Below are 23606 nucleotides of genomic sequence, written 5' to 3'. Positions count from 1 at the left end.
TACTCCTCCTGTTATTTCAGGTTTTCCGGGTTAAGTGGTGCAAGCTCCGGCAAAAGAAAGCGTCCGTCTCTGCGAACCAAGTGGTCATCGAACCAAATCTCACCGCCACCGTACTCCGGGCGCTGAATCATGACCATGTCCCAATGGATGTTCGACTTGTTACCGTTGGATGCCTCGTCATAGCATCGTCCCGGGGTAAAGTGGAAGCTGCCGTCGATTTTTTCATCGAATAAAATATCCTGCATGGGCTCCCGAATGAACGGGTGGACCCCTAAAGCAAACTCCCCAATGTACCGGGCACCTTCATCTGTATCCAGAATGTTGTTCAAGCGCTTCGTGTCATTGGCTGTGGCGTTAACAATCTTCCCGTCCACAAACTCCAGCCGTACCTTTTCAAAGGTAAAGCCTTGATAAGGCGAGGGCGTGTTAAACGATATGACACCGTTCACCGAATCGCGAACAGGGGCCGTAAATACTTCACCGTCTGGTATGTTATAGTGCCCTGGACACGGAATCGCTGGAATGCCTTTGATGGAGAAGGTCAGCTCTGTGCCAGGTCCCGTGATTTTCACACGGTCAGTTCGCTCCATCAGTTCCTTGAGCGGCTGCATGGCTTCTGCCATTTTGGCGTAATCCATCGTGCAGACATCGAAGTAGAACTGTTCAAATGCTTCTGTGCTTTTATTCGCCAGTTGCGCCATGGAAGGCGTCGGATAACGGAGATAGACCCATTTCTTTTTGAGGCGGACGATACTTACTTCTTTGAAAAAGGACGTAGCCAGCTTCATCTGCTCATCAGGGACATCAGAAGCTTCATTGATGTTAAGCCCACCCTCGATGATGATGCACGCTTGCATTTTTTCCATTCGTTCTTTGTCCATCTCTGTCCCTAAACGGAATTGCTCCTCTGTTCCCGCTAGCAATAACTGACGGCTAATCGAGGATTCACGCAGATTCACAAAGGAATGCCCGCCTGCTTGCGAAACTGCTTTGATTAGCTCCTTAATCAGAGCAGCGTCCACCTCCATCGCATCGATCAGCACGTTATCTCCCGGCTGCACATTCGTCGAGTAATTCACCAGCACATTCGCCAGCTTCGTAAGACGTGGGTCCAACATCTATCTATCACTCCTGCTCCCTTATTTTTCATAGAGATGACACGCAACCAGTCTGCCGTCTGTTTCTGTAAATGGAGGGGCTTCTGTCTTGCACACGTCCATGCACGCCCAACAGCGCGGGTGAAACTTGCAGCCCTGCGGCGGATTGGATGGAGACGGCAAATCCCCCGTTAAAATGATCCGTTCTTTTTTCTCGTCAGGGTCCGTGATGGGAATCGCGGAGAGAAGCGACTGTGTGTAGGGATGCATCGGACGTTGAAACAGCTCTTCTTTTTTCGCCAGCTCAATCACTTCTCCCAAGTACATCACCGCTACTCGATCGGCGATATGCTCGACAACACTCAAGTCATGCGAGATAAAAAGATACGTGAGCGAAAACTGCTCCTGCAAGTCCTGAAGCAAATTGAGAATTTGCGATTGGATCGATACATCGAGAGCAGACACAGGCTCGTCAGCTATGATGAGCTTTGGCCTGAGCATCAAGGCGCGAGCGATCCCGATTCTTTGCCTTTGTCCTCCGGAAAACTCATGTGCGTATCGCGACAAGTGATTTTTGTTCAAACCGACGATTTCCATCGTCTCTTCCATCATGGCTGCTCGCTCGCGCTTTGGGATACCATGGGCAATCAACGGCTCTGACAAAATGTGCTGGATCGTCAGCTTTGGGTTGAGGGTATCAAATGGATTTTGAAACACCATTTGCATATCACGCCGCAGCTTCTGCATGTCTGCCTTCTGTAAGCTGCGGATATTTTGACCCTCGAACACGATCTCGCCGTCTGTCGGCTCGATCAAGCGCAAAATGCACCTGCCCAGTGTCGACTTGCCACAGCCTGACTCCCCCACGATTCCCAACGTTTCCCCTGCGTTGACAGTCACGTTCACTCCATGGACGGCATGCACGTAACTCGGCGGCTGAAACCACCCTTTGCGGGTAAGGAACTTCTTATTCAGGTTTTTCACTTGCAAAAGAGGCGTCTTCATCCATTCACCGCCGTGCTTTCCCTGTTCTCTCGATATAGCCAACAGCGGCACTCCGACTGTTGATCCACATCCAGCAACGGGGGATTTTGTTCCAAACAGACAGCCATCACCTTCTCACATCGCGGAGCAAAACGGCATCCCTTCGGATAATGATCGGGGGTCGGCACACTTCCCGCGATACTGTGCAATCTCTTCTGGCCTTTGGCATTATGTGGTGTCGATTTGATCAAGCCCACGGTGTACGGATGCTTGGGGCTGCGCAGCAGTGTGCGAACATCGGCCGCTTCAATGACCTGCCCGGCATACATCACCAGTACCCGGTCACATGTCTCGGCGACGACGCCCAAATCATGCGTGATCATGATGAGCGACATGCCCAGCTCTCTTTGAATTTTTTTCATGACATCCAATATTTGCGCCTGGATCGTTACGTCTAGTGCCGTCGTCGGTTCGTCCGCTATCAACAGCTTTGGATGACAGGCAATCGCCATCGCGATCATCACGCGCTGTCGCATCCCCCCTGACAGTCGATGCGGGTACTCATGATAGATTTCATTGGCACGTGAAATGCCTACCTGCGTCAACAGCTCGAGCACTCTTTGTCTCGATTGGACTCGGTTCATGCCCTCGTGCTTTTCCAGTCCTTCGCTCAATTGCTTGCCGATGGTCAGTACAGGATTCAGCGAAGTCATCGGCTCTTGAAAAATCATGGCGATCTCTTTCCCTCTGATCTTCTGCATCTCTTTTTCGCTATAGCGCAAGAGATCGGCTCCGTTCAGTTGAATACGGCCTGCAATGCTTCCGTTTTTACTGAGCAAGCGCATCATGGATAGAGAGGCAACGCTTTTTCCACACCCTGATTCTCCGACGATCCCGACCGATTCACCTCGTTTGACCTGCAAGCAAAGATTGTCTACCACCTTGAAAGCCTTTTCATTTTTTGAAAACGTGGTAGTCAATCCCGTCACTTCCAACACGTTCGTCATGTTACTCACTCCTTTATCGGGAACGGAAGCTCGCAAACTATGATTTGGGATCAAAGATATCGCGCAAAGCATCCCCTAGCAGATAAACCGTAAAAACGACTGCCGTAATCGCAAGACCGGGAAAAGTAGCGAGCCACCAAGCTTCTCGCAAGTAATTTTTCCCTTCGTTCAGCATCGTTCCCCACTCCGGTGTAGGAGGCTGGGCACCCAAACCGATAAAGCCCAGTGCCGAGGTTCCCAAAATGGCACTGCCTATAAACATGGTCGTATAGACGATCAGCACGTTCGAGATATTCGGAATGAACTGACGCGTAATGATCCACCAATTCGAGCTGCCGATGGAGCGACTTGCTTCCACATAGCCGGATTGCTTGATCGAGAGTGCCGCACCACGGATCAGAATCGAAAAGGCTGGAATCGATGATATTCCGATTGCGATCATCGCATTTTCCTGACTCGGTCCGAGTACAGCTACAATGGCGAGAGCCAGTACAATGCCGGGCAACGCCAGCATGATGTCCATGATTCTCATGATCAGATTATCAACAATTCCTCCAAGGTAAGCGCATGTCACACCGATTAGCGTTCCTGCTACAAACGTCATGACAGACGCCAGCAAAGCTACGGTCAGTGTCACTCTTGTTCCGTACAGCATCCGGGATAAAATATCGCGGCCAATCGCATCTGTCCCTAGCCAAAAGTCTTTCGAAGGCCCTTGCATAAATGCTTCATAGTACGTTTTCGTAGGATCATGCGGAGCAATCCACGGCCCGATGATTCCCAGCAAAACAATGCAGAGCATCATCAGGAAGCTGTATTTCGCTTTCTTTTGCTGCATGATCTTCTCCCATAATTCCAAACGAGGCACGGACCATTGCCTGCTCCAAAACACGCTACACCCCCTCCTTCGTTGTGTAATCAATGCGGGGATCGAGAAGCGCGTACAGGACATCAATCAAAATGACAACAAGGACATACACAGCCCCAATAAACAGCGTCGTTCCTTGAATCATCGGAAAATCCCGAGAGCTAATCGCTTGAATAGCCAAAGTCCCCACTCCCGGCCAGCCAAAAACCTGCTCGACGATCACAGCCCCACCCAGCAAGCCAGCCAGTTCCAGACCAATGACAGCCACAATCGGAATCATCACATTGCGAAAAGCGTGCCGCAGCAGCACAATTCGTTCATTCATCCCTTTCGCACGTGCTGTTCGGATATAATCATTGGACAAAACCTCTACCATGCCAGCGCGAGTGAGTCGGCTGAGTGCCGTCGCTAGCAAGGTCCCCAAAGTAAACGCTGGAAGAACCATGTCTTTTAGCCCCGTCCCTCCCGCAATCGGAAACCAGCCCAAATGGACGGAGAATACAAGGATGACGAGTAAACCCAACCAAAAGCCGGGTATGGACATCCCAAAGGTGGAAAAGGTCATAATCGCTCCGTCGATGGGTGTATCCTTGTATTTCGCCGCTAGGACACCCAGCCCGATACCGATCACAACTGCCACCACGAGGCTGGCTAGTGCCATTTTTGCTGTCGCGGGAAAACGATCAGCAATTTCTGTGCTCACAGGTCGACCCGTTTTCAGGGAAGTGCCGAGATCCCCTTTTAAAACGCCAGAAGCATAGTCGAGATACTGAACGACCAAAGGTTTGTTCAAGCCCAGCTCTCCTCGAAGCGACTCGATTTGTTCGACGGTCGCCCGCTGCCCCAGCATGATCCGCACAGGGTCTCCAGGGATGAGATGAATGAGCAGAAACGTAAAAACGGAGAGCCCAAACAGGACAACGATACCTGACAATAAGCGCTTCACTATATATTGCTTCATGAAGTCTTCACCCAGATGTGAGAAACAGTGTAAACTAGCTTCTTCCTGTTGCGTTCCTGCACTTTGCTCTCCTCCTTTTTCTTCACTAACGACATTTGTCGTTATAGTGTCGTTATTAATTAAAAATAGTCTATTCTAAATTCACAGAAAGTTCAACTCGTTTTTTCTTGCCCCATTCAAAAAGAGCATGGTCCCTTTCTACCATGCCCCTTCTGAAGAATCACTCCGTCGTCATTCCTTGCCGTGCCTCATCTGTAGCAATACGTTTGCCGTTAGCTGTGGATGACTGAGGGGAAAATGATGAGCAACAGAGAGCCTTTCAATCTCTACATTCACTTTCCTGAATGCATCCTCTGCCCCTTTTGTCAGCTGATACGTTTTATCCTGAGTTCCCCATACGATCTGGGCTGGAAAAGGGAGAGGCTGTGTCGCTACCGCCATTTGCCGGAATTCGTTCATGAAGTAGCGCAGCACGTCTGTATGCGTCTTGCTGATGCGCGGGGATTGCAGGAGCTTCCCTGCCTTTTCTACATAGCCTTTTGGCATTTCATACGTAGACTGAAATACCCCTTGCTCAAGCATTGCTTTTTCCAATTTGGCTGACGTTAACTGCTTTTGCAAAAAAAGCTGAAGGAGGGCTGGACTCTTCCCCAATCCCGCCTGCAGCCGAGAATACTTCGGGGCATGCAGGGGTGGCTGCAAAAGGTATAGCTTCTCGATTTTTTCCGGTACTCGCTTTGCTGCCTCCCATGCCAAAAACCCGCCAAATGAATGTCCTGCAAGATGAACCGGAGATGGCAGCTGTCGCAATGCCTCGGCCACTGCCTCGATAAAGCCCTCGATCGGTTTTTCGTGATGGTGATAGGGCGATCTGCCAAACCCGGGCAAATCCAGTAACCATACTTCCTGTTCACCCAGCTGTTCAGCGAGCGGGAGTAAATCGCTCATCTCACTGAAAAGCCCGTGCACGAGCAGCCACGGAGTACCCGAGCCTTCTTTCTTGTACGCGGCCATGCCTGCGATTTGCTCTCGGTGAAAGCAAGGAGGTACTTTCTGATCCTTGACCGACAAACGGTAGTCGAGATCGGCAATCACACTGGGAAGATACGCCGCTACGTCGTATGCATCGATGCTTTTTTTCGCTTTCATTTGCTGAAAGGGAGCGAGCGGGAAGTCTTTCTTTACGAGAAAATCCATCGAATTGGCAGGTACCCCGAGCAAGCGGCTGCCGCCGTTATGGAGAATTTTTTTCAAGACCGATACCGGGAAAGGAATGGTTGGTGGCTTCATCCGTAATTCTTTAGCCATCAACGAAATCAGCTCTGAAAAAGCTGGCGTGGCACTCCGCTCATTTAAGGCGTAATACGTTTGATGCTCGATGTGATTTGTCTCTACAATCCCCACAATGACCTGGGCAAAATCGTCGACGGAAAGCAAGGGCAGCCACCACTCCTTACCACCGGGAAGAACAGGGATCTTACCACGCCGCATGGAGCTGATCACGAGCCCGAATCCATCTGTTTGTTCTGTGTTCCCGGTGCTTCGCGGGCCTATGATCGTACACGGATTTACCACGACCAGCGGCATTCCTTTTTGATACGCCTCTTGTCTGAGGTATAGATCTGCCAGAAACTTGTATTTCTCGTAGCCCCCTGCCTCTCGATAAAAATCGGTTGGCGCAAAAACATCTGTCGCCAGCTTTCCACTCTCATCGTCAAACGGACTCATGTAGCCAACGATATGAATCAGCTTTTGCAGACGCTGTTGTTTATGCAATTCGTTCGCTAGTGCTGCAAGGTGACTTGCTCCTTGTAAAATCAATTCCCTCGCCACCGTTTCATCCAGCGAAATATCCATCGGGGCACCTGCATGGATGATAATAGTTGCGCGCAATACCTGCTCGTAATCGCTCGTTGATAATCCCAAGCCCTCCTTTCGCAAATCACCCCGCACGGCATTGCAATTGGACCTCTCTGTTGGTGTCATCTGCATCAGCAATTCATCCCACTTCTCGGGCGAACGAACCAGCGCCAGTACGGTATGACCGGACCGGGCCAGCTGATTTGTTACCTCCTTGCCGATAAATCCAGTCGCACCTGTTATAAAAACGACAGCCATTGTTTTTGCCTCCTTTATTTTTAGTACTAATCAGTACTAATTGACTTCAAAAAAATCCTACACTTGAATCAAGTGTAGAAGTGTCTGACCAGCGCCTACGAGTACTTGTGCATGACCCTGCGATTCAGCCATGAGCATCGCTCCTTCCACAATGGTCACGAACAAAACTGCGGTTTGCGGAATCGAGATATTTTCCTTGAATTCTCCACGGGCGATTCCCTCCACGAGCAGCTTTTCCGCCAGGTTCTGCCATTCGATTAGGAACTCGTTGATTCGCGCTTTGACTTCTGGTATTTGTGCTGACAGTAAGGAAAGGATCGGACAGCCTCCTACGCAGGAGCGTCCTTCCAGTTCCTCTGCAATGGTAGTAAAAATCAGCCCTACTCGTGTGGTAACAGACAGGTCTGTCCGTTGCAGGATGGCTTCCATTGCTCCTCTCAGGACGTTGATTCTGTAGCTGAGCACAGCTACAACGAGCTCCTCCTTGCTTTTGAAGTGGTAGTAAATGTTGGACTTGGAGACTCTGCTATGTGCTACAACGTCATCCATGCTGGTATTCATGAGTCCTTTTTGCAAAAACAAATCGGATGCAGTGGCGATGACATGATCACGGTTTGAGGTTCGTTTCATAATTAGGACTATATAGTACTATTCGGTGATTGTCAATCATTGGAGGAGAAGAAAAAGCGCAGTTCTCTTCGACTCTGACACGCCCACAAGGGAGATTGACTGTCCGTCTACACTTCAAAAAGGGGACCGTCGAGCCAAAGCCACCCACGGGCGGAAGGTTCTCGAGGAAGAAGTGTTCGACAAGCGTGGTCCCCTTTTTGAAGTTCCGACTGGGTAGGCGTTGTCAAGGTCTGCGAGCCCTGCGCTTTTTCTTCTTGCCAGCTTTGTTGGTTCACCCTACCTTTTAAAACTTAGTAAAAAAGAAAAGGTTGAATTTTGCTCTTTTCAGAGAGCTTACGCAACACAATCGTTAACGTGGTTTTTTCGCGTTTCCTGATACTACCCCTAAAACAGATACTTAGACCTATTTACATATATTTACAGTAAACGTAATCTATTACCATATTTTACCAATAGATAGAGGAGGTTTTTTTATGAGAAAAGTATTTCGTATATCTGGACTTGCTGTACTTATCTCGGTTATGACAGCAACCACTGTATTTGCTGCTAACCAGTCAAGCACTGCTTACGCCCGTGGCGGAGGTTACGACGCTTCATCGGGGACAATTAGTGGTCAAGGTCAAATGGGCAAAGTAAAATTTAATTCATCCGGCGGTGGCTGGGGCTTCTATTCCAAATCTTGCTCAGGTGCTGAGACCACATATAGTGATGCTTACTATATCCCAAAAAGCGGCGGTAGTATTGAGCTTGATGTACCAATGCCATCCAACTGCCAGTTTAAGTTACACATTACCAGCGGCCCAGACTATCCGGTAGCGGGCACCATACAAAACCACAGCTAATACTCACGCCAGCGCTCGTCCATTCGATAGAGCGCTAAGACTGTCGAGACTTTCTCGCCAATCTCGTAGAGATAGAGGTTTCTTGGAATCGTGTAGAAATCATTTCTATACGGTTCTTTTTATTTTTGGGGGTTATGCAAAATAGTCAAGATTTCCTCGTCCCATATTTCCGGTTGAGTGGAGGAGAAGAAAAAGCGCAGTTCTCTTCGACTCTGACACGCCAGCGGGGGGAAGTACTGTCCGTCTACACTTCAAAAAGGGGACCGTCGAGCCAAAGCCACCCTACGGGCGGAAGGTTCTCGAGGATGAAGTGTTCGACAAGCGTGGTCCCCTTTTTGAAATTCCGACTGGGTAGGCGTTGTCAAGGTCTGCGAGCCCTGCGCTTTTTCTTCTTGCCAGCTTTGTTGGTTCAATCGCTACTTTTAAAACTTCACATAAAAAAGAAAAGGTTGAGACCGTCTGTCACGGTATCAACCTTCATCCATTAACTGATCGCAAATCTGTTACATTTCGTTACAGCAGCAAGCATAGTAGCCGTCAGCTTATTTTCTTGGCTATCTCTGCCCCTTCTGAAATAAAGACAGCGTAAAAAGTTCTTGCTGTTCACCCGAGCGATTGTCTGATTACGACTTTTCGGCAGTTCTGCACAGCTTGCCAAACCATTGATCCAGTCAGTGAGTTCCTGCTCTGGGAGCAAGTCTTTCTCTATCATGGTATCTACGATGCTTGCGAGTCTTTCGTCCTCTTCCTCATTGAAAATGTGCTTTCCGTTATGCAGCACGCCCTGGATTGCTTGAAGAACGTCTCGCTGTACGGCATCATCGCTTTCTGGGCACTGCACCAGCTCTACGAATACGTCTGCACCGTGAGCTGTACTGTGAGCCCAGCCTCCCTAAGGACAAATAGCCGCGCAAATCCTTTTCCTCTTGAAAATAGCGGAGCATGGCATCTTTCACGTGCTGGAAATCAGCTCGTTCCAAAAAGGGCTTCTGTCTGTGGCGGCGCAAAATCAATGCGATCGGCAATGAAGAGAATGTCCTCGTAAATACGGATGGGTCACCATCGTTGCCAATCTGGTAGAACAAATGCTTTTCGTCGGTCAGTTCTCGCAGGAGGCTGCGCAATTGCGCCTCCGTCAAATGTTTCTCATCAAGAATCCAATAATAAAATGCCGGGTAGATGAGATTATCCCGCAATTCCGGGTCAGGGTCCCCAATGTATTGCAACAATCGTCCTACGAAATCCTCCAGTTGTTCCCCTTCACGCAGCTGGTATTGTTCTTGCTCCAATCTTTGGAGATCCAGCATCAGCTAGGTTCTTGTATCGCTCACGTGTTCATCCCCCTCAACATGATCAAAATTTCCTCAATCACAACATCCGGTTCATCGTGATGAATATAATGCCCGCTGCGAGTAGCCATTCTTTGTTTGCTTGAGGTTGAAAGCCTAGTGAAATCGGCTTGCAGACGTTGTTCGATTGCTGTGATTTCCTCGTTCGGCCATTCCTCATCCCACACGTCCGGCAAGCCTCTGGTGATAATCGAGACAGGGATGTCGCTTTGCCGAAAAGAGTCAACAATCTCTTGATAGCTCCGTATCTTATCGATATTCTCGCTGTTTCGCATCGGATTCTCGTAATATTCTCGATTGGCTGCGATCAGGTTGTCAGGCAAAACCTTTTCATAGGCGAGCTCCTTATATTCAGGAGCAGCGTCAACCAAAACCAGCCCCGAAACAAGTTGCGGATATAGACTAGCAAAGAGTCTAGCAACCAAACCGCCAAAAGAATGTCCGACCAAAATACAAGGCGTCTCCACCTCTATCTCTTGCAGCAAGTCATACAGCTCCTCGACCAAATCACGGCAAGTCCGGGGTACGACTACTGGCGCTGGACTCCTGCCAATCCCTGCCCGATCATAGGATAAGGTAGACGCTTCCTGCGAGATGCGGTCTTGAACGATCTTCCATGTCTCACCGCTGTCGCCCATACCTGCTAGAAAGATCACACTAGGTGCACCACTTTTTCGCAAATACAGCCTATGTATCCGTCGACACATGATCCCAGTCGTCCTCCATGTAACATACCAGCCAATTCAATGCTCTGTGTCTTTCCACAACTACTTCGTCATTCAAACCGCCTGCAACCACACGATTGTTGATGCGCGCATCCACGCACGCCCAGTCATAGCGGTAGATTAAATCTGCCTGGTCGAGAATCTCTTGTTTGCTCCTCACAACCGCATTGCTGTAGAAGGTGTCATAGTCACCTGCGCTTCTGAGAGCGTCAATCGCAGTGTTCACATCACAAATCTCATCTGGGAAATGGAGCTCTTCCACATAGCCAAGTGCCCACAGCAGTACCCAGTAGCATTCGTACATCCACACCATCTGAATCATATCAGTTCGATCTGGCTGTGGGTCATTCAAGAAGTCTCTCTCTTTTTCCGTAAAGAATTCATAAGCGCCAAACTGCTCAATAATTCCTTCGATGAACTCCCGCTCTTCCTTGATTTGTCCGTTTTCGGCAATCCCGCCGGCATATACCGCAATCAAGCACAGGGCAATCGCTCGCTGAACAATCTCATCCTTGCTCCTGATGACAGCGTCCTCATCCCCTACGATGACAGGAAGATGCGGGATGTACGGAATGCCTTGCTCCTGCAATAGCTTGATGCTCCGCTCCTTGCGTGCTTCTCCTGACTGGGAGGGCTGAATATGGCCATCGATCAGGTCTACGCTGACCGTCACCAGAAAATCATCCACTTCGGACTCTCCTGCCGTATTGAGAATCAGCCTTCCTTGTTTATCGAGCATATCTCCGGTAGGGAGAAAGACGATCCCGTGCACTTCTTCGGCAATCGCCATTATGGACGCAAACGTCTTCTCATCGATTTCCTTGCTCGCCACGATTCCTACCGCCACATTGAGCGCTGTTATTTGGTACAACAGCTTTTGCTGGACCTTCTCATGAGCCGTTTCAATCTGTGCGAAGTAGCCGTACATCCCTTTTTTCATTTGGAGAAACGCTTCTTGGTCATCATCCTCGCGCATAAGATTGAAGGTGATCTTGCTTTTGCTAAACCATTTTTTATCTGTCACGGTCACGGCCCGCTCGTCTGCGGATACCTCTACCAATTGATCACGAAAAGCCTCGACAATGGCAGCGACGACTTTCTCGCATTGTTGGATGGAGACATAGATGGTGCATTGATTCATCTGGCAACCTCCTTTGCTGGGCAAACATTCCCAAGGTGCTGAATTTTGTAATCAATAGTCAATTATGGTATCCTAACCCTGTTTAATCAAGCACAAATCTTAATAGTTATCGGCGAATCTATCACGACGATTGAAGGTGAAACCTATGAAAAACATCCTATTAGAGGAGTTTTCCCCCATTTGTCCGATTCAAGCTTTTGTCGAAGAGGATGAGAACGGCGTCTTTTTTTATTTGTGGGATTATCCCGGTGAGGAGCATGCCAGCATTCGCTCTTGTTGGGTAAGAAATTACGGACCTGCACCGGACTCGATCGATTTCGCTGCCATGGAGGATGGTCAAGCTCCCATGCTTCCACGCGATTGCTGCGCTCATCCGGATGGAGCAGACCGGCTGAACCCAGAGCAGCTCTCGATCGTTTGGCTGGAGGAAGGCGATGCAGCAGCACTTTTGTATGAGGATGAGGTGCTGTGTGTGATTCCCGGCTGGGCTGGCCCTTCCCCGGACGGCTCGCACTATCCTTCGTATGCGCGAGATTGTACCGGAGAATCTGATTTATGCTTTCCGCTGGGAACACCAGAGACGAACGCCATGTTTGCCCGCATCGAAGCTGCCCAGCATTTTTGGGCGAGCTGGGATGGCAACCCTTGGCCTGACATCCAGCACCAGTTCATGGACGCGATTACCTCGACTCTCGGCCCAGTTAAACAATATTACGGCATCGACGGCGGACACTGGCCTCCGAAAGCATTGGTGACCATCGAACAAGGCGACGTCACCTATGCGCTGACCCTCGGCGTGTCTATTTTGCGTCAGCCAAAAGTCGAGCAGTATACAGAAGAGCCAGAGCAATTACGCCGATTCGAGCTGGCCTTTGCCTGCGAAACCAAATGGCTCGCCCAAAACGAACAGCAATTGCTGGCCTATGTCAGCGGCCAAACCTCTCTGCCGTGGTCGTATATGACCTTCCTCGCACAAGGTCACACCATTCCATGCCAGGAAATCAGTCAGATCAACAGCCGCTTCACCTCCATGCTGCTTGCAAAATCTGAAGATGCACCAACCATTCCTCTTCCGCTCATGGTGGGCGATCCTGTGAATCTGTTATGGATGATTCCGATTACCGCAGAGGAACAGCAGTATGCAGAAATGCATGGGTCTGAGCAATTGCTTGAACGCTCCGCTGGTAATGGTGCGGATTGGATTTTTAACGGGGTAGCGAAATTTATGAAATAAGCATGATTTTGAAGACAGTTTTTGCGGAGTACATCTGCGGGGACTGTTTTTTTGTTGTCTCAACCACTTTAGTAGGGGATATTATTATATTTATCTCCGTAAGTCTGTTTTTAAGATAGTACACAAAAACCGCTTCTTCCCCCACTACAGCTACTTTTTTTAGAAAAACGCCCTATTCAGCAAACAACAAAAAAGGAGCATCCTCACCTGATGCTTCCTCACTGATCCTCCACTTTTTTACTCACTCCACCTTCGTTAATCGAATATCCATCCAATGTGTCCATTTCTCATCATTGCCCAACAACTCCCAAGTGCCAATGAGTGTGTTGCCATCAACACTAAACTTACCGGAAAAACGTTCGGTATTCCCTGTTATCTTCCAATCTCTGCCCAAAAGATTCGCATAGTAGGAAGCCATACTTCCATGATTGTCATAAGCGTGCGTGAAGTACACCTGATTAGACGCATCATAGCCGATGATCTCAATGGTTTTGACTTCTTTATCCCCTATCAAACCATCTACATGGTGAATAAGGAAAAATCCCCCGGGTAGCCATTCGTATGTATCTATTGCTTTCAACTTCACGGCTGGCTCTGACGGACTTTCCGTAATCAGTCCTTCTATCATCCATTTCCCTACAAAAACGTTCAGATGAGAAAGAGCCGGATCAGGCTTGAGCACCTCTTGTGAAGTATGATTGACGTGTTCATTCGTCATTCGGAATTCCTCCTTATCGGACAGTGAATTACTGTTATTCTAGGGGATTCATAGAATGCGTGCTTCTTATCGATTGCTATTTACCAACAAAAATCCCGCCCCTCATGATGAGAAGCGGGATCGAATCCGATTATTTGAATGACTTTCCTGTTACCGCATCAAGCAAGAAGTAAGAAACCGTGTCGATGGAATAAACCAGACTTGGCTTTGCTTGCACCTTCTCGTTCTGAACAGGGAACATGTACCCGAGCACAGCAGGACGGTCTTTCAAAAAGTGCTTGGCGGCTGCTTCTTTGGAAATGGCGGTCTTTTTGTCCGGGAACGGAGCAGATGGCTTCGTAAAGGAGTTCATGTAATTCACGATTTCCCCAGTCTGTCCGTCTACGTTGACGAGGTAATTCTGATCCGTAACAATCACGCCGTCATGCAGCGCGTAGAAGCTGAAGCTGTATGACGTTGCAGATGGCATCCTGATCTCTTTTTGATCGATCTTCAGCTCTTTTACACTAGAGTCGAGGTACGGCTGTAAAAACTGCACCGCTTTTTCCTTGGCTTGCTCGTACGAAAGCTGGGCATTTGCCGGTTTGTTTTCATGTTGTATGGCATTGGCCATCTCGACTTTCCCGCGGACTTGGAAGCCAGTCACTTCGTTGTTGTTCGTATAGACCGTGATTCTGCCGTCTCTTCCCTTGGATCTGTAAATCGTTTCCCCTTCTCCTTTCATTTCCGCTGGGGTATGTGTATCCGTCTCTAACGTGATTCCATCCATCTTGATTTGAAATTCTTCTGCCAGCACTCTCATAGCTTCTTCGGCATTGCTGGCCGTGAGCTTTTTGCCGCCTGGATTAACAGGTATGGCCTCCGAGTAACGGCTTTTAAGGGAAAAGGCACCCTCGATTTCTTCTCCTGTCACAGCATCCAAGTATCCGGTCGACTCCAGCGAGTATTTCAAAGCCGGCTTTCCTGTCTCCTTTTTATGCGCGGAATACGTGAGCTCCATGAGCGAAGCGACTTTCCTCGTCACTTCTTCTTTGGACATTACCTTACCAGGCTTGGCAAACAAGGAGGAGGCAGCTCGGAGCGGAGCGCCTTCAAACGTGTTCACGTACATGACACTCGTACTGTTGACGCCAACGACATAACGATCAGTGAAAACAGGTACACCATGCTCATGGCGCGTGTAGGTGACAGCATCCCATTCGCCTTTTGTTGTCTGAGTGGCTTTGTACTTTTTGAAATCATCGCCCAAGAGCTCTTGCAAAAAAGCCGCTGATTTTTGTTTGGCGACCGCTTCCGATGGCTGGTTGTTTTGCTTCTGCATTTCCTGATCATTTTCGTAGCTATGCAAAGCACCAGTCGTTGCATCCAGGCCCACCATGGCGTACAGCTCCATCTTGCCTGGGGCAATTTCTTTATCAAAGCGCAGCTCGTATATACCGTTTTTCGGTCCGTTCATCTTTTTGTCCATATTTTTCAATTCAGGCTGGATGGTGTAGAGCGTCTGGAGTGTTTTTTCTGCTGCTGGTGAGAGCTTTACTTCCTGCCCTTGATTGTCCGCGGCTTGTACGGTCAACGTCGGGTGTTGCAGCCATAGCGGAGCTGTCGCCAACAGGCTTGCCATTAGTAACGTGCTTGCCAATTTCTTTGTATGTTTCACAGTTGTTCCCTCCCAAGGAATTTTTGTGTTTGTTTTTTGTCCTATGTAATAGTCGGAAAAACTCCAGGGAGGTTACAAAAAAGAAAAAACCACCCTTTCAGGTGGCGGTTTTCATGACCCATGAGCAGTAGATAGAGACTCTTCTGGTGCCTCTGTTTGAAAATGTTCTCCCCATTCTCGCAAATACTCAATAACAGGTCCCAAGCCTTGCCCTAGCTCGGTTAACTCGTACTCTACTTTTGGCGGAACGACCGGATATACTTCACGCTTGATGATTCCTGCTTCCTCCAATTCTCGTAATTGCTCTGCCAACATTTTATGATTCACACCGATTATATTTTTCTTTAATTCTCCGTATCTTTTTTTCCCTTTGAACAGCTGACAAATGATTGATACCTTCCATCGTCCCGCAAAAACCGAGACGGCAAGCTCGATCGGGCAAGGATATTCTTTGCCATTTAACAGGTACCTCATCGCTGGTTTCTTCTTCATCCCACTCACTTCCCTTTTCGTAAGTATTAACCGAAAAAGTGCGTACTTACTTTTCTTCAGTGTATTCGGTATGCTCAGTTTTGTAAAACACTTTTAAAGGAGGGAGCTTATAGAAAAGCAAATAGGGTAGACCCAGTCGACATCGCTTACGCAGTGGAGGAAAACGGTCCCACTCCCGTGAAAGATTCGAGCTGGAGAGTCGCATCCATATTCGTCGATTGCTGAGTAGCATCACAGCTCCAATACTCGTCATCTCGTGAAATCAGGGAGAGACCCTCATCGAGGAAATCGCCCATTTTCTATCAACGGTATCATAAACTTATTCGAAAGTAGGTTGAGATCATGCGTAAAGATCAAATCATAGAAGCTTATCAATTCAGACATGCCTGCAAAGAGTTTGATGCAGCTAAAAAAATTACGACGGAAGACTTTGACTTTATTATGGAGACGGCTCGTCTGTCCCCCAGCTCTTTTGGTTTTGAGCCATGGAATTTCCTCGTGGTGCAAAATCCAGCTCTTAGAGAGAAGCTGTTACCGGTCACATGGGGTGCGCAAAAGCAACTGCCGACCGCAAGCCATTTCGTCATCGTACTGGCGCGGACCAAACAGGAAATGGCCGCTGATTCCGAATATATCCAGCATATGATGAAAGAAACGCAGGACTTACCTGAAAACGTCGTACAACAAAAAGGCGCCGCTTACGATCACTTCCTGAAAAACGATTTCGCCCTGTTTGAAGACGAGCGAGTCATGTTCGAATGGGCATCCAGACAGACCTACATCGCACTTGGCAATATGATGACGTCTGCTGCTATGATCGGCATTGATTCCTGCCCCATTGAAGGCTTTTCAAAAGAAAAGGTCGAGGATATCCTTGCGTCGGAGGGGCTCCTCGACAGAGACCGCTTTGGCGTCGCTTGCATGGTGGCCTTTGGTTATCGGAAAAATGAGCCCCGTGCGAAAACCAGACAAGCGAAGGAAGAAATTATTCGTTTTATCGGATAAAACCAACGATTGGCTCCACATAAAAAACAGTCGCCAGCAAATGCAAGCGACTGTTTTCCCTATCTCTTTCTTACTCATCCGTATACCGAAAACCTACGATACGACCCGCTTCATCGACGGAGATCGTGATTCCCTTGCCTGTGGCTGGACGGAACGTCACGTCTGCTGTTACAAACCCATAGTCGTAGTCTTCAAAAATGGCACCGCCACCGCCCCGCTCGACCTTTGCCTCTACTTTATATTGGCTTGCTTGATCGCCAACAAGCTGCTTCAGGAAAGCGGCTGCTTTCTCTTTTGCCACCTTCTCGGCAGGGAGCTTTTTCGACACCCAATCTGGATTTTGGATCATTACTTTGCTCAATTCGTTTGTCCGGGTATCCATGATAACGAGAGCTTCTGCTCGAGGGGTCGGACTGTACACCCGTTTTTGCGCTTCAAGCATTTTCAGGAGTTGCCAGTTACCTTCGTTGCCGTAATCATCATAATCGGAAAACTGTGCAGTGTCTGGGAAAATCTTCGTAACCTCGGCTACTACCTTTTCCACCTCAGGGGAAAACTTGCCTTGCTCCACACCCGCTGGAATGCCCACTTCGAACGTTTTCTCATCAAATACGGGTTGGAAATTCACCTTGTCTACGGTGTACGAAAATACTTGTGCTTGATTGTGGGTGAAGGTGCGCTTGAGCAGCAGTCCTGTCTCTTTATCGATCCACAGTTCATCCTGGTAATGGTGCAGCTTGCCATCGATTTTCGCCTCTTCTTTTTTCGCGACATGATACACAGCTCGATTCAACAGTTGTGCTTCCTTCACGGTTATCGCCACCTTCGAATCTGGCAACGCCACTTTCAAGCGCTGTAGCTCTCGCTTCGTCTTGTTGATTTCATTATCGTATGTGCCAATCGTTGCGGAGTGGACAAATCCTCGGCCACCTTCTTGATACGCTGCCACCTGTCCTGCTTTCCCTACGGCATGCTGAACCCTTTTCCCGTCCGAGATTTCCTCTCTCCATTCCCCTTTGACCGTGTTATCCCAAGTTTTAGCCTTTTGGGTCTGGGTGCCCTGCTTCGCTTTCGATGTGTGCGTCGATTCGATGTACATGGAGACGGGTTGTTTTTTATCCATTTCTTTGACGAGCTGATCAAAAGTGATCACTTGAGCTTTATTCGCAGCGACTACCATGTTGGTTTGTGCCTGTGCGATCCCGAATGGGGATACGGCTGAGAGAAGGAGTGCTGCCATGCTAACGGTAACAAGTGCTTGCTTTTTCATGTCGGTTCATCCTTTCGACTCGTTGATTGCTGTTCACTTGTTACGATCCTCCTCATGCACAGCTTGTGACACACATCCCTGAAAAAATATTTTTTTCAAATTCCTGTCACGTTTTTCTCCCCGGCAGGATCATCCCTTTTAGCAAATCGCTAGTATACATAGGGAGACAAATCACATGAAATTTCAAATGGTCAACCACGCTTCATTTTTATGGAAACATGATTCTATCAAATTAATGACCGATCCTTGGCTTACGGGAACTGCCTTTGATTACGGCTGGGGCTTGTTAGCCAAGACCCGCTTCGCCTCTGAGGATTTTGCCGAGATTACGCATATATGGTTTTCTCATGAGCATCCGGATCATTTTCATCCACAGAGCCTCCGAACCATACCCGAGGAGTATCGCAAGCGAATCACGATCCTCTACCAGCAGTCAACCGATAAAAAAGTGATCGAATGGTGCCGTACCTTTGGCTTTCAGCAAGTCATTGAGCTCTCTCCGGACAAATGGTACTCCTTGTCCGACGATGTCTCTGTTTTGTGTCGGCCGTTTCCTGTCGGCGATTCCTGGCTTTGCATCAAGACAGCTGACATAACGATTCTGAACCTGAACGATTGCGAGGTCAGCACTACACAGGAAGCCAAGGATATCCTAAATCTTGTCGGTGACATCGATCTATTATGGACGCAATTCTCGTATGCAGGCTGGGCGGGGAACAAGGAAGACTTTCTGCTCCGCAAAAAACGAGCCATGGAAAAGCTCGCCCGGGTGAAAAAACAGGTGGAAGTCCTTCAACCTCTCTACGTGATTCCCTTCGCCAGCTTCGCTTGGTTTTGTCACGACGAAAACTATTACATGAATGATGCAATCAATAAAGTAGACAGTGTGTACCGCCTTTTGCGGGAAGAAACGGATGCCGAACCAATTATTTTGTATCCCGGGGATACGTGGACGCCACATGAAGCTCATGATCCTGCGAAGGCGCTTGCCCTCTACGCACGCGACTATGAGAAGATGGCTTCCTCTCCTACTCTTCTTCCTTCGGTCAAAATCGAATTGGACATGCTCTTCGAGGCTGGCTTGGACTTCAAGGAACAGATTCGGAAAAATAATCATTCGCTGTTTCTCTTTATCGTTAGACCCGTTACCTTTTATTTGTCAGACTATCAAAAGACATTTCGCTTTTCCCTGGCAGATGGGTTGATCGAATCCCCATGCGACCCATTCGATTGTGATGTGGAGCTGTCATCTGAGGCCCTGCATTATTGCTTCACCCATTTGTGGGGATGGAGTACGCTGCGCATCAATGGCAGACTGCAAGCACCAAAAGGTCGGAATGCCCGTTTCAAGCGCTTTGTCATGCTCGGGTATGTTGCACAGCTGAACAATTTCGGTATTTATATGGGGTGGAACGGGGCGTTTTTGCGTTTTGCGGTAAATTATTTGAGAGAGAAGATTCGCGACCGCTATATTACGACAAACAATATATGAAAATAGGTAATTATACTCATTTTATCACATTTTAAATGGGTGTATTTTGTCCTAGTCTACTTGGGCATGTAAGAGAGAAGAGCTATTATTCGAATATTCGCAATTAACCTCTCGTATTCCCAGTATTATACACACCATGTTAGAATCGGAAAGGAAATTCCGTACATTTCCAATTATGTATAAAAAGGTGGATCAATTCAGATGAAAAAACTAGTATCCGTAGCTTTGCTGCTCTCCATGTTGGCTGTTTCTGCTTGTTCGAACAAACCAGCTGATACAAAGCCAGCTGAACAAAATGCAGCACAAACCACAGAAGCTGCTAAAACAACTGAAGCTCCAAAAACTGATTCTGCTGCACCAGCGCCAACTGCAACAACAAACGACAAGCTGGAAGCGAAAAAGGTTCTGAATGACAAAGTGGAAATCTTGATTCCAAAAGGCTTTACTGTCATGTCCGAAGAGATGGCAAAAACAAAATACCCGATGGAAAATCGTCCTTCCTTGATTTATACCGATGAAAAAGGTTCCATTAACATTGCGTTTAGTCATACAGAAACACCTATTCAGGAGGACAGCCTCATCAAAGACCTGAAGGACCCGATGAAACAAGCGTTTTCCAATATGTACAAAGATGCAACCTGGTATCGCGATGAAGTAATCCAAATCAACGGAAAAAACGTTGGTGTGTTCGAACTGCTGACTCCTGCTGCTGATACGAAAATTTACAACCTCATTTTCTTTACAGAGCTCGACGGCAAAATGCTGATGACCACTTTCAATTGCACCGAGGCACAAATGGAAGAGTGGAAGCCAATCGCGCAAGAAATTTTGATGTCTTATAAAGTGCAATAAGGAAACAACGATTCCCCCTCATACAGAGTAAAAGCACCCGTCAATGGGTGCTTTTTTAGCTTTTCCGCTATCATGTTCCCACAGCGCAAGCTCAGCGTTGCTATCCATTCCATTAACCCACGCCTATTTGCCACCCAATCAATAAGCTGTTCATATTACCACATGCTCGAAGTATCCTGATTGCACTCACACAAATTAATAATAGACATTTTAATAAATTGTCTATTATAATCAAAACAACTATTCATTGTGTTTGTGCATTTTTGAAGGAGGCCTATCATGAATCAGTTTGAAAACAAAGTAGCGGTCATTACCGGAGCGGCCAGCGGTATTGGTCGTGCATTGGCAATGCGCTGTGCTGAGGAGAAATGAAGGTCGTTCTTGCCGATGTGGAAGTAGCGGCGCTCCAACGAGTAGAGCAGGAGTTACAGTCAACAGGAGCAACTGTCCTCGCCGTCGTAACGGATGTAAGCAAAGAAAAAGATATCCAGACGCTCGCACAGAAAACGCTAGAATCGTTTGGTGCTGTCCATCTATTGTTCAACAATGCAGGGGTTGGCGCAGGCTCGACAATCTGGCAAAGCACCCTCGCTGATTGGCAATGGGTCATGAATGTGAACTTGTGGGGAGCCATTCACGCTACACAAATTTTCGTACCCATGATGTTAAAACAAGGGACTGAATGCCACATCGTGAACACCGCCTCTCTCGCTGGTCTAGAGTCTGGACCAGGGAATAGCATTTATCGTGTCAGCAAGCATGCATTAGTCAGTCTGTCGGAAACCCTTTACCACGAATTAAAAATGATCCAATCCAAAATTGGCGTTTCCGTTTTATGCCCTGGCTTTGTTCAGACGCAAATATGTGACGCCCATCGCAATCGTCCAGCGGAGTTCAGTAAACCAGGAGATATCGTGGAGCCTTCACCGATGACCATCGCCATCGACCAGTTCATTCGTTCAGGTGTCGAGCAAGGAATTTCTCCGAAAGAAGTAGCTGATCACACCTTTTTGGCGATCAAGAGCAATCGCTTTTACATTCTGCCAGATCCCTCGTATAAAGAAACTGTGCGTCAACGAATGGAAGATATTTTGAACCAGCATAACCCTACGTTCGTGATTCCCTCGCATATTTAACAAAAAAGCCACGCTCTCATAGGAACGTGGCTCTTGTATTATCTATCTGTTAATTCTCCATCTCGCAAGGAAACCAAAATAACGAATCCAATCATCACCTCTGTAATGTTAAACGCTACCTGCTGACCATTCCATACTTGTGATTGCCACATAGCGAACCACTCCGCGCCCACAATGGCAAATCCGAAAAACCAGATGCAAAAAGCAACCATGTATGCGATGTATGCAAATGTTTTCGAGTTATTGAATGTTTTTGCATCCTTCTTTACATTACGCAGCATATTTCCTGCAGCGATCCAACCAAAAAGCGAGAATAACCCTTCCGCAATGATGATTCCGATATAAGCTATGGTGTGAGCAGTAGGATCAGTAATCGCTCGCCACATAAGTGCGTTACCCTCAAACGTGGTATCCATGGACAGAACATGTTGGACAAATTGATAATTGGAATGGTAGTCCATCAGATTTCCTAAGAAAATGAATGTTCCAAATGCTGCGGATAATGCTACAACCAAAACCTTCAAATACCGTAACGTCAAATCACTCATTGATGCTCAACACCTCTTTTCCTACTTCTTTAATAATCCGCCATGATAGAGTAACTCGTACACGATCCTTGAAAAAACGTCACGTTTCCCTCGTTGGTATCCACATAGCGAAAATCGTTTTCGACGTTTTCCAAGGAAGCCCTGCCACATGTTTTCCAGTCGCCTGTATCCTCTCTGCGTTCGGGCGGTCTCCTTCCAAACATATGACAGGACTTTCGACAGCTTTTGTTTCTTAGAAGCTATTAGAGCGTTTTGAGCGCTAGAACATGGGAGCGATTTACTTCCCTGGATTCACGTCCAAGTTCTTTGCCAAAGCTCCTTCCCCCACCACAGCACTAATCCGCTTTTATCAAGCAATGGAGGCCTTCTGCATTTTACAAACGGACTTACTTCATCCACTTCACATTCTCTTTTTTCTCTTCATTCACCAACAACGTAAAAACATCTGGTCGCGAGTAATGTCCAACGACATCAAAATCGAATTGGCTATAAGCGATATCGCGAATGTCCAGATCAGCGCAGAGAATCTCCTCCCGACCAAAAACAGGCTCGACGATATAGTCACCCAATGGCCCCACAATCGCACTTCCACCCCTGCACATCTCGTCTGGCGAAGAAGCCAGATCGTCGTAGCAAGCTAAATCAGTCGGATACATATCTTTTGTTACGTACTGATTGCTCGATAAAACGAAGCATCTGCCTTCCAAGGCGATATGGCGGATGGTAGCTTGCCATGCATCCCTCGCGTCTGCTGTAGGCGCGATGTAGATTTGAACTCCTTTTGCATACATTGCTGCTCGCGCTAACGGCATATAATTCTCCCAACAAATCAGTGCCCCGATCTTACCGTAAGGAGTATCGAATACCGGCAAAGTACTTCCGTCCCCTTCGCCCCAAATCAATCGTTCGGATGCAGTCGGCTTCAGCTTGCGATGCACACCGAGCAATTCACCATCTGGTCCGAAAAACAAGACGGAACAATATAAGGTGCCGCCGCTATTTTCATTGTCTCTCTCAATCACACCAATGACGAGATACACGCCAGCCTTACGTGCTGCCTCTCCGAGCTTGTCTGTCTCTTCACTCGGGACGACAATCGAATTGTCCCAATAACGAAACCAGTCTTTACGCCCCTCATAGGAACGACTGCCTACTTTTGTCCCAAAAGTAAGGCCTCTCGGATACGCCGGGATAAAAGCTTCGGGAAAAACAACGATTTTCGCTCCCTTTTTTCCTGCTTCCAGTGTGAGTGAAACAGCCTTTTCCGTACTTGCCTCAAGGTCCATGATGACAGAAGCAGCTTGAACAACAGCAACTCGAACGTTTTGTTGCGGATTAGACATATTGACCTCCCCTGCTCTCCTAGAGAAATTTGCTTGTTCCCCTACTATTCGGTGTACCCAAGGGTCTTCCCTACTGCTGTGTTTTTGCTGTTGCAAAGTGTTTCCTAAGCTGGATTCTCCTTGTGTTTACCCGTCGC

Annotated in this window: 21 protein-coding genes and 1 pseudogene; 6 read left to right on the top strand and 16 right to left on the bottom strand. The window is 47.9% G+C overall.

The window, feature by feature from the left end; all coding sequences use genetic code 11:
• Positions 1 to 11: 11 nt before the first annotated feature.
• The 7 genes from C7R91_RS20395 to C7R91_RS20365 form a co-directional block, all read right to left on the bottom strand.
• Positions 12 to 1118: an aminopeptidase gene (locus C7R91_RS20395; protein WP_047069625.1), complete on the bottom strand. Its 1107-nt coding sequence runs from the start codon at positions 1116 to 1118 to the stop codon at positions 12 to 14.
• Positions 1119 to 1139: 21 nt separating this feature from the next.
• Positions 1140 to 2102 carry an ABC transporter ATP-binding protein gene (locus tag C7R91_RS20390; protein ID WP_047069626.1) on the bottom strand — a complete coding sequence of 321 codons (963 nt, stop codon included), beginning with the start codon at positions 2100 to 2102 and terminating at the stop codon, positions 1140 to 1142.
• Positions 2099 to 3088, bottom strand: coding sequence for an ABC transporter ATP-binding protein (locus tag C7R91_RS20385; RefSeq protein ID WP_047069627.1), 990 nt, complete (start codon positions 3086 to 3088; stop codon positions 2099 to 2101). Before C7R91_RS20385 ends, C7R91_RS20390 begins: the two co-directional genes overlap by 4 nt.
• 37 nt (positions 3089 to 3125) lie before the next feature.
• Positions 3126 to 3980: an ABC transporter permease gene (locus tag C7R91_RS20380; protein WP_047069628.1), complete on the bottom strand. Its 855-nt coding sequence runs from the start codon at positions 3978 to 3980 to the stop codon at positions 3126 to 3128.
• Position 3981: 1 nt separating this feature from the next.
• A complete protein-coding gene (gene nikB / locus C7R91_RS20375) occupies positions 3982 to 4917 on the bottom strand; it encodes a nickel ABC transporter permease (RefSeq protein WP_047069629.1) in 936 nt (311 codons plus the stop codon).
• Positions 4918 to 5148: 231 nt separating this feature from the next.
• The gene (locus tag C7R91_RS20370; RefSeq protein WP_047069630.1) at positions 5149 to 7035 is read right to left on the bottom strand and encodes an alpha/beta fold hydrolase; all 1887 of its coding nucleotides are present in this window, start codon (positions 7033 to 7035) and stop codon (positions 5149 to 5151) included.
• A 57-nt stretch (positions 7036 to 7092) separates the two neighbouring features.
• Complete coding sequence (locus C7R91_RS20365) at positions 7093 to 7665, bottom strand: TetR/AcrR family transcriptional regulator (RefSeq protein ID WP_047069631.1); 573 nt, start codon at positions 7663 to 7665, stop codon at positions 7093 to 7095.
• 473 nt (positions 7666 to 8138) lie between these two features.
• On the opposite strand from C7R91_RS20365, the gene C7R91_RS20355 reads away from it, so the two are divergent.
• Positions 8139 to 8507 (top strand): hypothetical protein, encoded by a 369-nt coding sequence (locus C7R91_RS20355; protein ID WP_047069632.1) that lies wholly within the window; start codon positions 8139 to 8141, stop codon positions 8505 to 8507.
• 484 nt (positions 8508 to 8991) lie between these two features.
• On the opposite strand, the pseudogene C7R91_RS20345 reads toward C7R91_RS20355, so the two are convergent.
• From C7R91_RS20345 to C7R91_RS20335, 3 genes and pseudogenes are all read right to left on the bottom strand, one after another.
• Positions 8992 to 9814 (bottom strand): annotated as a pseudogene (locus C7R91_RS20345) (DUF2785 domain-containing protein).
• Between the two features lie 20 nt (positions 9815 to 9834).
• Entirely contained in the window at positions 9835 to 10563 is a 729-nt protein-coding gene (locus tag C7R91_RS20340) for an alpha/beta fold hydrolase (RefSeq protein ID WP_083995064.1), read from the bottom strand.
• Positions 10544 to 11722: a DUF4272 domain-containing protein gene (locus tag C7R91_RS20335; protein ID WP_047069633.1), complete on the bottom strand. Its 1179-nt coding sequence runs from the start codon at positions 11720 to 11722 to the stop codon at positions 10544 to 10546. Before C7R91_RS20335 ends, C7R91_RS20340 begins: the two co-directional genes overlap by 20 nt.
• A gap of 145 nt (positions 11723 to 11867) precedes the next feature.
• Here C7R91_RS20335 and C7R91_RS20330 point away from each other — a divergent pair, with 145 nt between their 5' ends.
• Complete coding sequence (locus C7R91_RS20330; RefSeq protein ID WP_047069634.1) at positions 11868 to 12956, top strand: suppressor of fused domain protein; 1089 nt, start codon at positions 11868 to 11870, stop codon at positions 12954 to 12956.
• 241 nt (positions 12957 to 13197) lie between these two features.
• On the opposite strand, the gene C7R91_RS20325 is transcribed toward C7R91_RS20330, so the two are convergent.
• From C7R91_RS20325 to C7R91_RS20315, 3 genes are all read right to left on the bottom strand, one after another.
• Complete coding sequence (locus tag C7R91_RS20325) at positions 13198 to 13674, bottom strand: DUF1579 family protein (RefSeq protein ID WP_047069635.1); 477 nt, start codon at positions 13672 to 13674, stop codon at positions 13198 to 13200.
• A gap of 130 nt (positions 13675 to 13804) precedes the next feature.
• A complete protein-coding gene (locus C7R91_RS20320; RefSeq protein ID WP_047069636.1) occupies positions 13805 to 15331 on the bottom strand; it encodes a YcdB/YcdC domain-containing protein in 1527 nt (508 codons plus the stop codon).
• Between the two features lie 111 nt (positions 15332 to 15442).
• A complete protein-coding gene (locus tag C7R91_RS20315) occupies positions 15443 to 15823 on the bottom strand; it encodes a winged helix-turn-helix transcriptional regulator (protein ID WP_047069637.1) in 381 nt (126 codons plus the stop codon).
• A gap of 342 nt (positions 15824 to 16165) precedes the next feature.
• Here C7R91_RS20315 and C7R91_RS20310 point away from each other — a divergent pair, with 342 nt between their 5' ends.
• Entirely contained in the window at positions 16166 to 16828 is a 663-nt protein-coding gene (locus C7R91_RS20310) for an NAD(P)H-dependent oxidoreductase (protein ID WP_047069638.1), read from the top strand.
• Positions 16829 to 16898: 70 nt separating this feature from the next.
• On the opposite strand, the gene C7R91_RS20305 is transcribed toward C7R91_RS20310, so the two are convergent.
• Positions 16899 to 18098 (bottom strand): hypothetical protein, encoded by a 1200-nt coding sequence (locus tag C7R91_RS20305; RefSeq protein WP_052773390.1) that lies wholly within the window; start codon positions 18096 to 18098, stop codon positions 16899 to 16901.
• A 175-nt stretch (positions 18099 to 18273) separates the two neighbouring features.
• Here C7R91_RS20305 and C7R91_RS20300 point away from each other — a divergent pair, with 175 nt between their 5' ends.
• The 3 genes from C7R91_RS20300 (at position 18274) to C7R91_RS20290 (ending at position 21578) form a co-directional block, all read left to right on the top strand.
• Positions 18274 to 19590 (top strand): MBL fold metallo-hydrolase, encoded by a 1317-nt coding sequence (locus C7R91_RS20300; RefSeq protein ID WP_047069639.1) that lies wholly within the window; start codon positions 18274 to 18276, stop codon positions 19588 to 19590.
• 201 nt (positions 19591 to 19791) lie between these two features.
• Complete coding sequence (locus C7R91_RS20295; RefSeq protein ID WP_047069640.1) at positions 19792 to 20442, top strand: hypothetical protein; 651 nt, start codon at positions 19792 to 19794, stop codon at positions 20440 to 20442.
• Between the two features lie 368 nt (positions 20443 to 20810).
• Positions 20811 to 21578, top strand: a complete 768-nt coding sequence (locus C7R91_RS20290) for an SDR family NAD(P)-dependent oxidoreductase (RefSeq protein WP_236697858.1) — start codon at positions 20811 to 20813, stop codon at positions 21576 to 21578.
• 38 nt (positions 21579 to 21616) lie between these two features.
• On the opposite strand, the gene C7R91_RS20285 is transcribed toward C7R91_RS20290, so the two are convergent.
• Positions 21617 to 22126 carry a DUF2165 family protein gene (locus tag C7R91_RS20285; RefSeq protein ID WP_047069641.1) on the bottom strand — a complete coding sequence of 170 codons (510 nt, stop codon included), beginning with the start codon at positions 22124 to 22126 and terminating at the stop codon, positions 21617 to 21619.
• Positions 22127 to 22512: 386 nt separating this feature from the next.
• Entirely contained in the window at positions 22513 to 23469 is a 957-nt protein-coding gene (locus tag C7R91_RS20280) for a carbon-nitrogen hydrolase family protein (RefSeq protein ID WP_047069642.1), read from the bottom strand.
• Positions 23470 to 23606 lie beyond the last annotated feature (137 nt).

The sequence above is a fragment of the Brevibacillus formosus genome, from assembly GCF_003013405.1.
In the GTDB taxonomy this organism is placed as follows: domain Bacteria; phylum Bacillota; class Bacilli; order Brevibacillales; family Brevibacillaceae; genus Brevibacillus; species Brevibacillus formosus.
This window is presented reverse-complemented; position numbering and strand designations above follow the sequence as displayed.

Coding starts and splice junctions, on each gene's coding strand:
- C7R91_RS20280 (WP_047069642.1), bottom strand. CDS start 23,469: ATGTCTAATCCGCAACAAAACGTTCGAGTTGCTGTTGTTCAAGCTGCT.
- C7R91_RS20295 (WP_047069640.1), top strand. CDS start 19,792: ATGAAAAAACTAGTATCCGTAGCTTTGCTGCTCTCCATGTTGGCTGTT.
- C7R91_RS20315 (WP_047069637.1), bottom strand. CDS start 15,823: ATGAAGAAGAAACCAGCGATGAGGTACCTGTTAAATGGCAAAGAATAT.
- C7R91_RS20325 (WP_047069635.1), bottom strand. CDS start 13,674: ATGACGAATGAACACGTCAATCATACTTCACAAGAGGTGCTCAAGCCT.
- nikB (WP_047069629.1), bottom strand. CDS start 4,917: ATGAAGCAATATATAGTGAAGCGCTTATTGTCAGGTATCGTTGTCCTG.
- C7R91_RS20390 (WP_047069626.1), bottom strand. CDS start 2,102: ATGAAGACGCCTCTTTTGCAAGTGAAAAACCTGAATAAGAAGTTCCTT.
- C7R91_RS20310 (WP_047069638.1), top strand. CDS start 16,166: ATGCGTAAAGATCAAATCATAGAAGCTTATCAATTCAGACATGCCTGC.
- C7R91_RS20285 (WP_047069641.1), bottom strand. CDS start 22,126: ATGAGTGATTTGACGTTACGGTATTTGAAGGTTTTGGTTGTAGCATTA.
- C7R91_RS20370 (WP_047069630.1), bottom strand. CDS start 7,035: ATGGCTGTCGTTTTTATAACAGGTGCGACTGGATTTATCGGCAAGGAG.
- C7R91_RS20355 (WP_047069632.1), top strand. CDS start 8,139: ATGAGAAAAGTATTTCGTATATCTGGACTTGCTGTACTTATCTCGGTT.
- C7R91_RS20290 (WP_236697858.1), top strand. CDS start 20,811: ATGAAGGTCGTTCTTGCCGATGTGGAAGTAGCGGCGCTCCAACGAGTA.
- C7R91_RS20395 (WP_047069625.1), bottom strand. CDS start 1,118: ATGTTGGACCCACGTCTTACGAAGCTGGCGAATGTGCTGGTGAATTAC.
- C7R91_RS20340 (WP_083995064.1), bottom strand. CDS start 10,563: ATGTGTCGACGGATACATAGGCTGTATTTGCGAAAAAGTGGTGCACCT.
- C7R91_RS20385 (WP_047069627.1), bottom strand. CDS start 3,088: ATGACGAACGTGTTGGAAGTGACGGGATTGACTACCACGTTTTCAAAA.
- C7R91_RS20305 (WP_052773390.1), bottom strand. CDS start 18,098: ATGAAAAAGCAAGCACTTGTTACCGTTAGCATGGCAGCACTCCTTCTC.
- C7R91_RS20300 (WP_047069639.1), top strand. CDS start 18,274: ATGAAATTTCAAATGGTCAACCACGCTTCATTTTTATGGAAACATGAT.
- C7R91_RS20365 (WP_047069631.1), bottom strand. CDS start 7,665: ATGAAACGAACCTCAAACCGTGATCATGTCATCGCCACTGCATCCGAT.
- C7R91_RS20330 (WP_047069634.1), top strand. CDS start 11,868: ATGAAAAACATCCTATTAGAGGAGTTTTCCCCCATTTGTCCGATTCAA.
- C7R91_RS20335 (WP_047069633.1), bottom strand. CDS start 11,722: ATGAATCAATGCACCATCTATGTCTCCATCCAACAATGCGAGAAAGTC.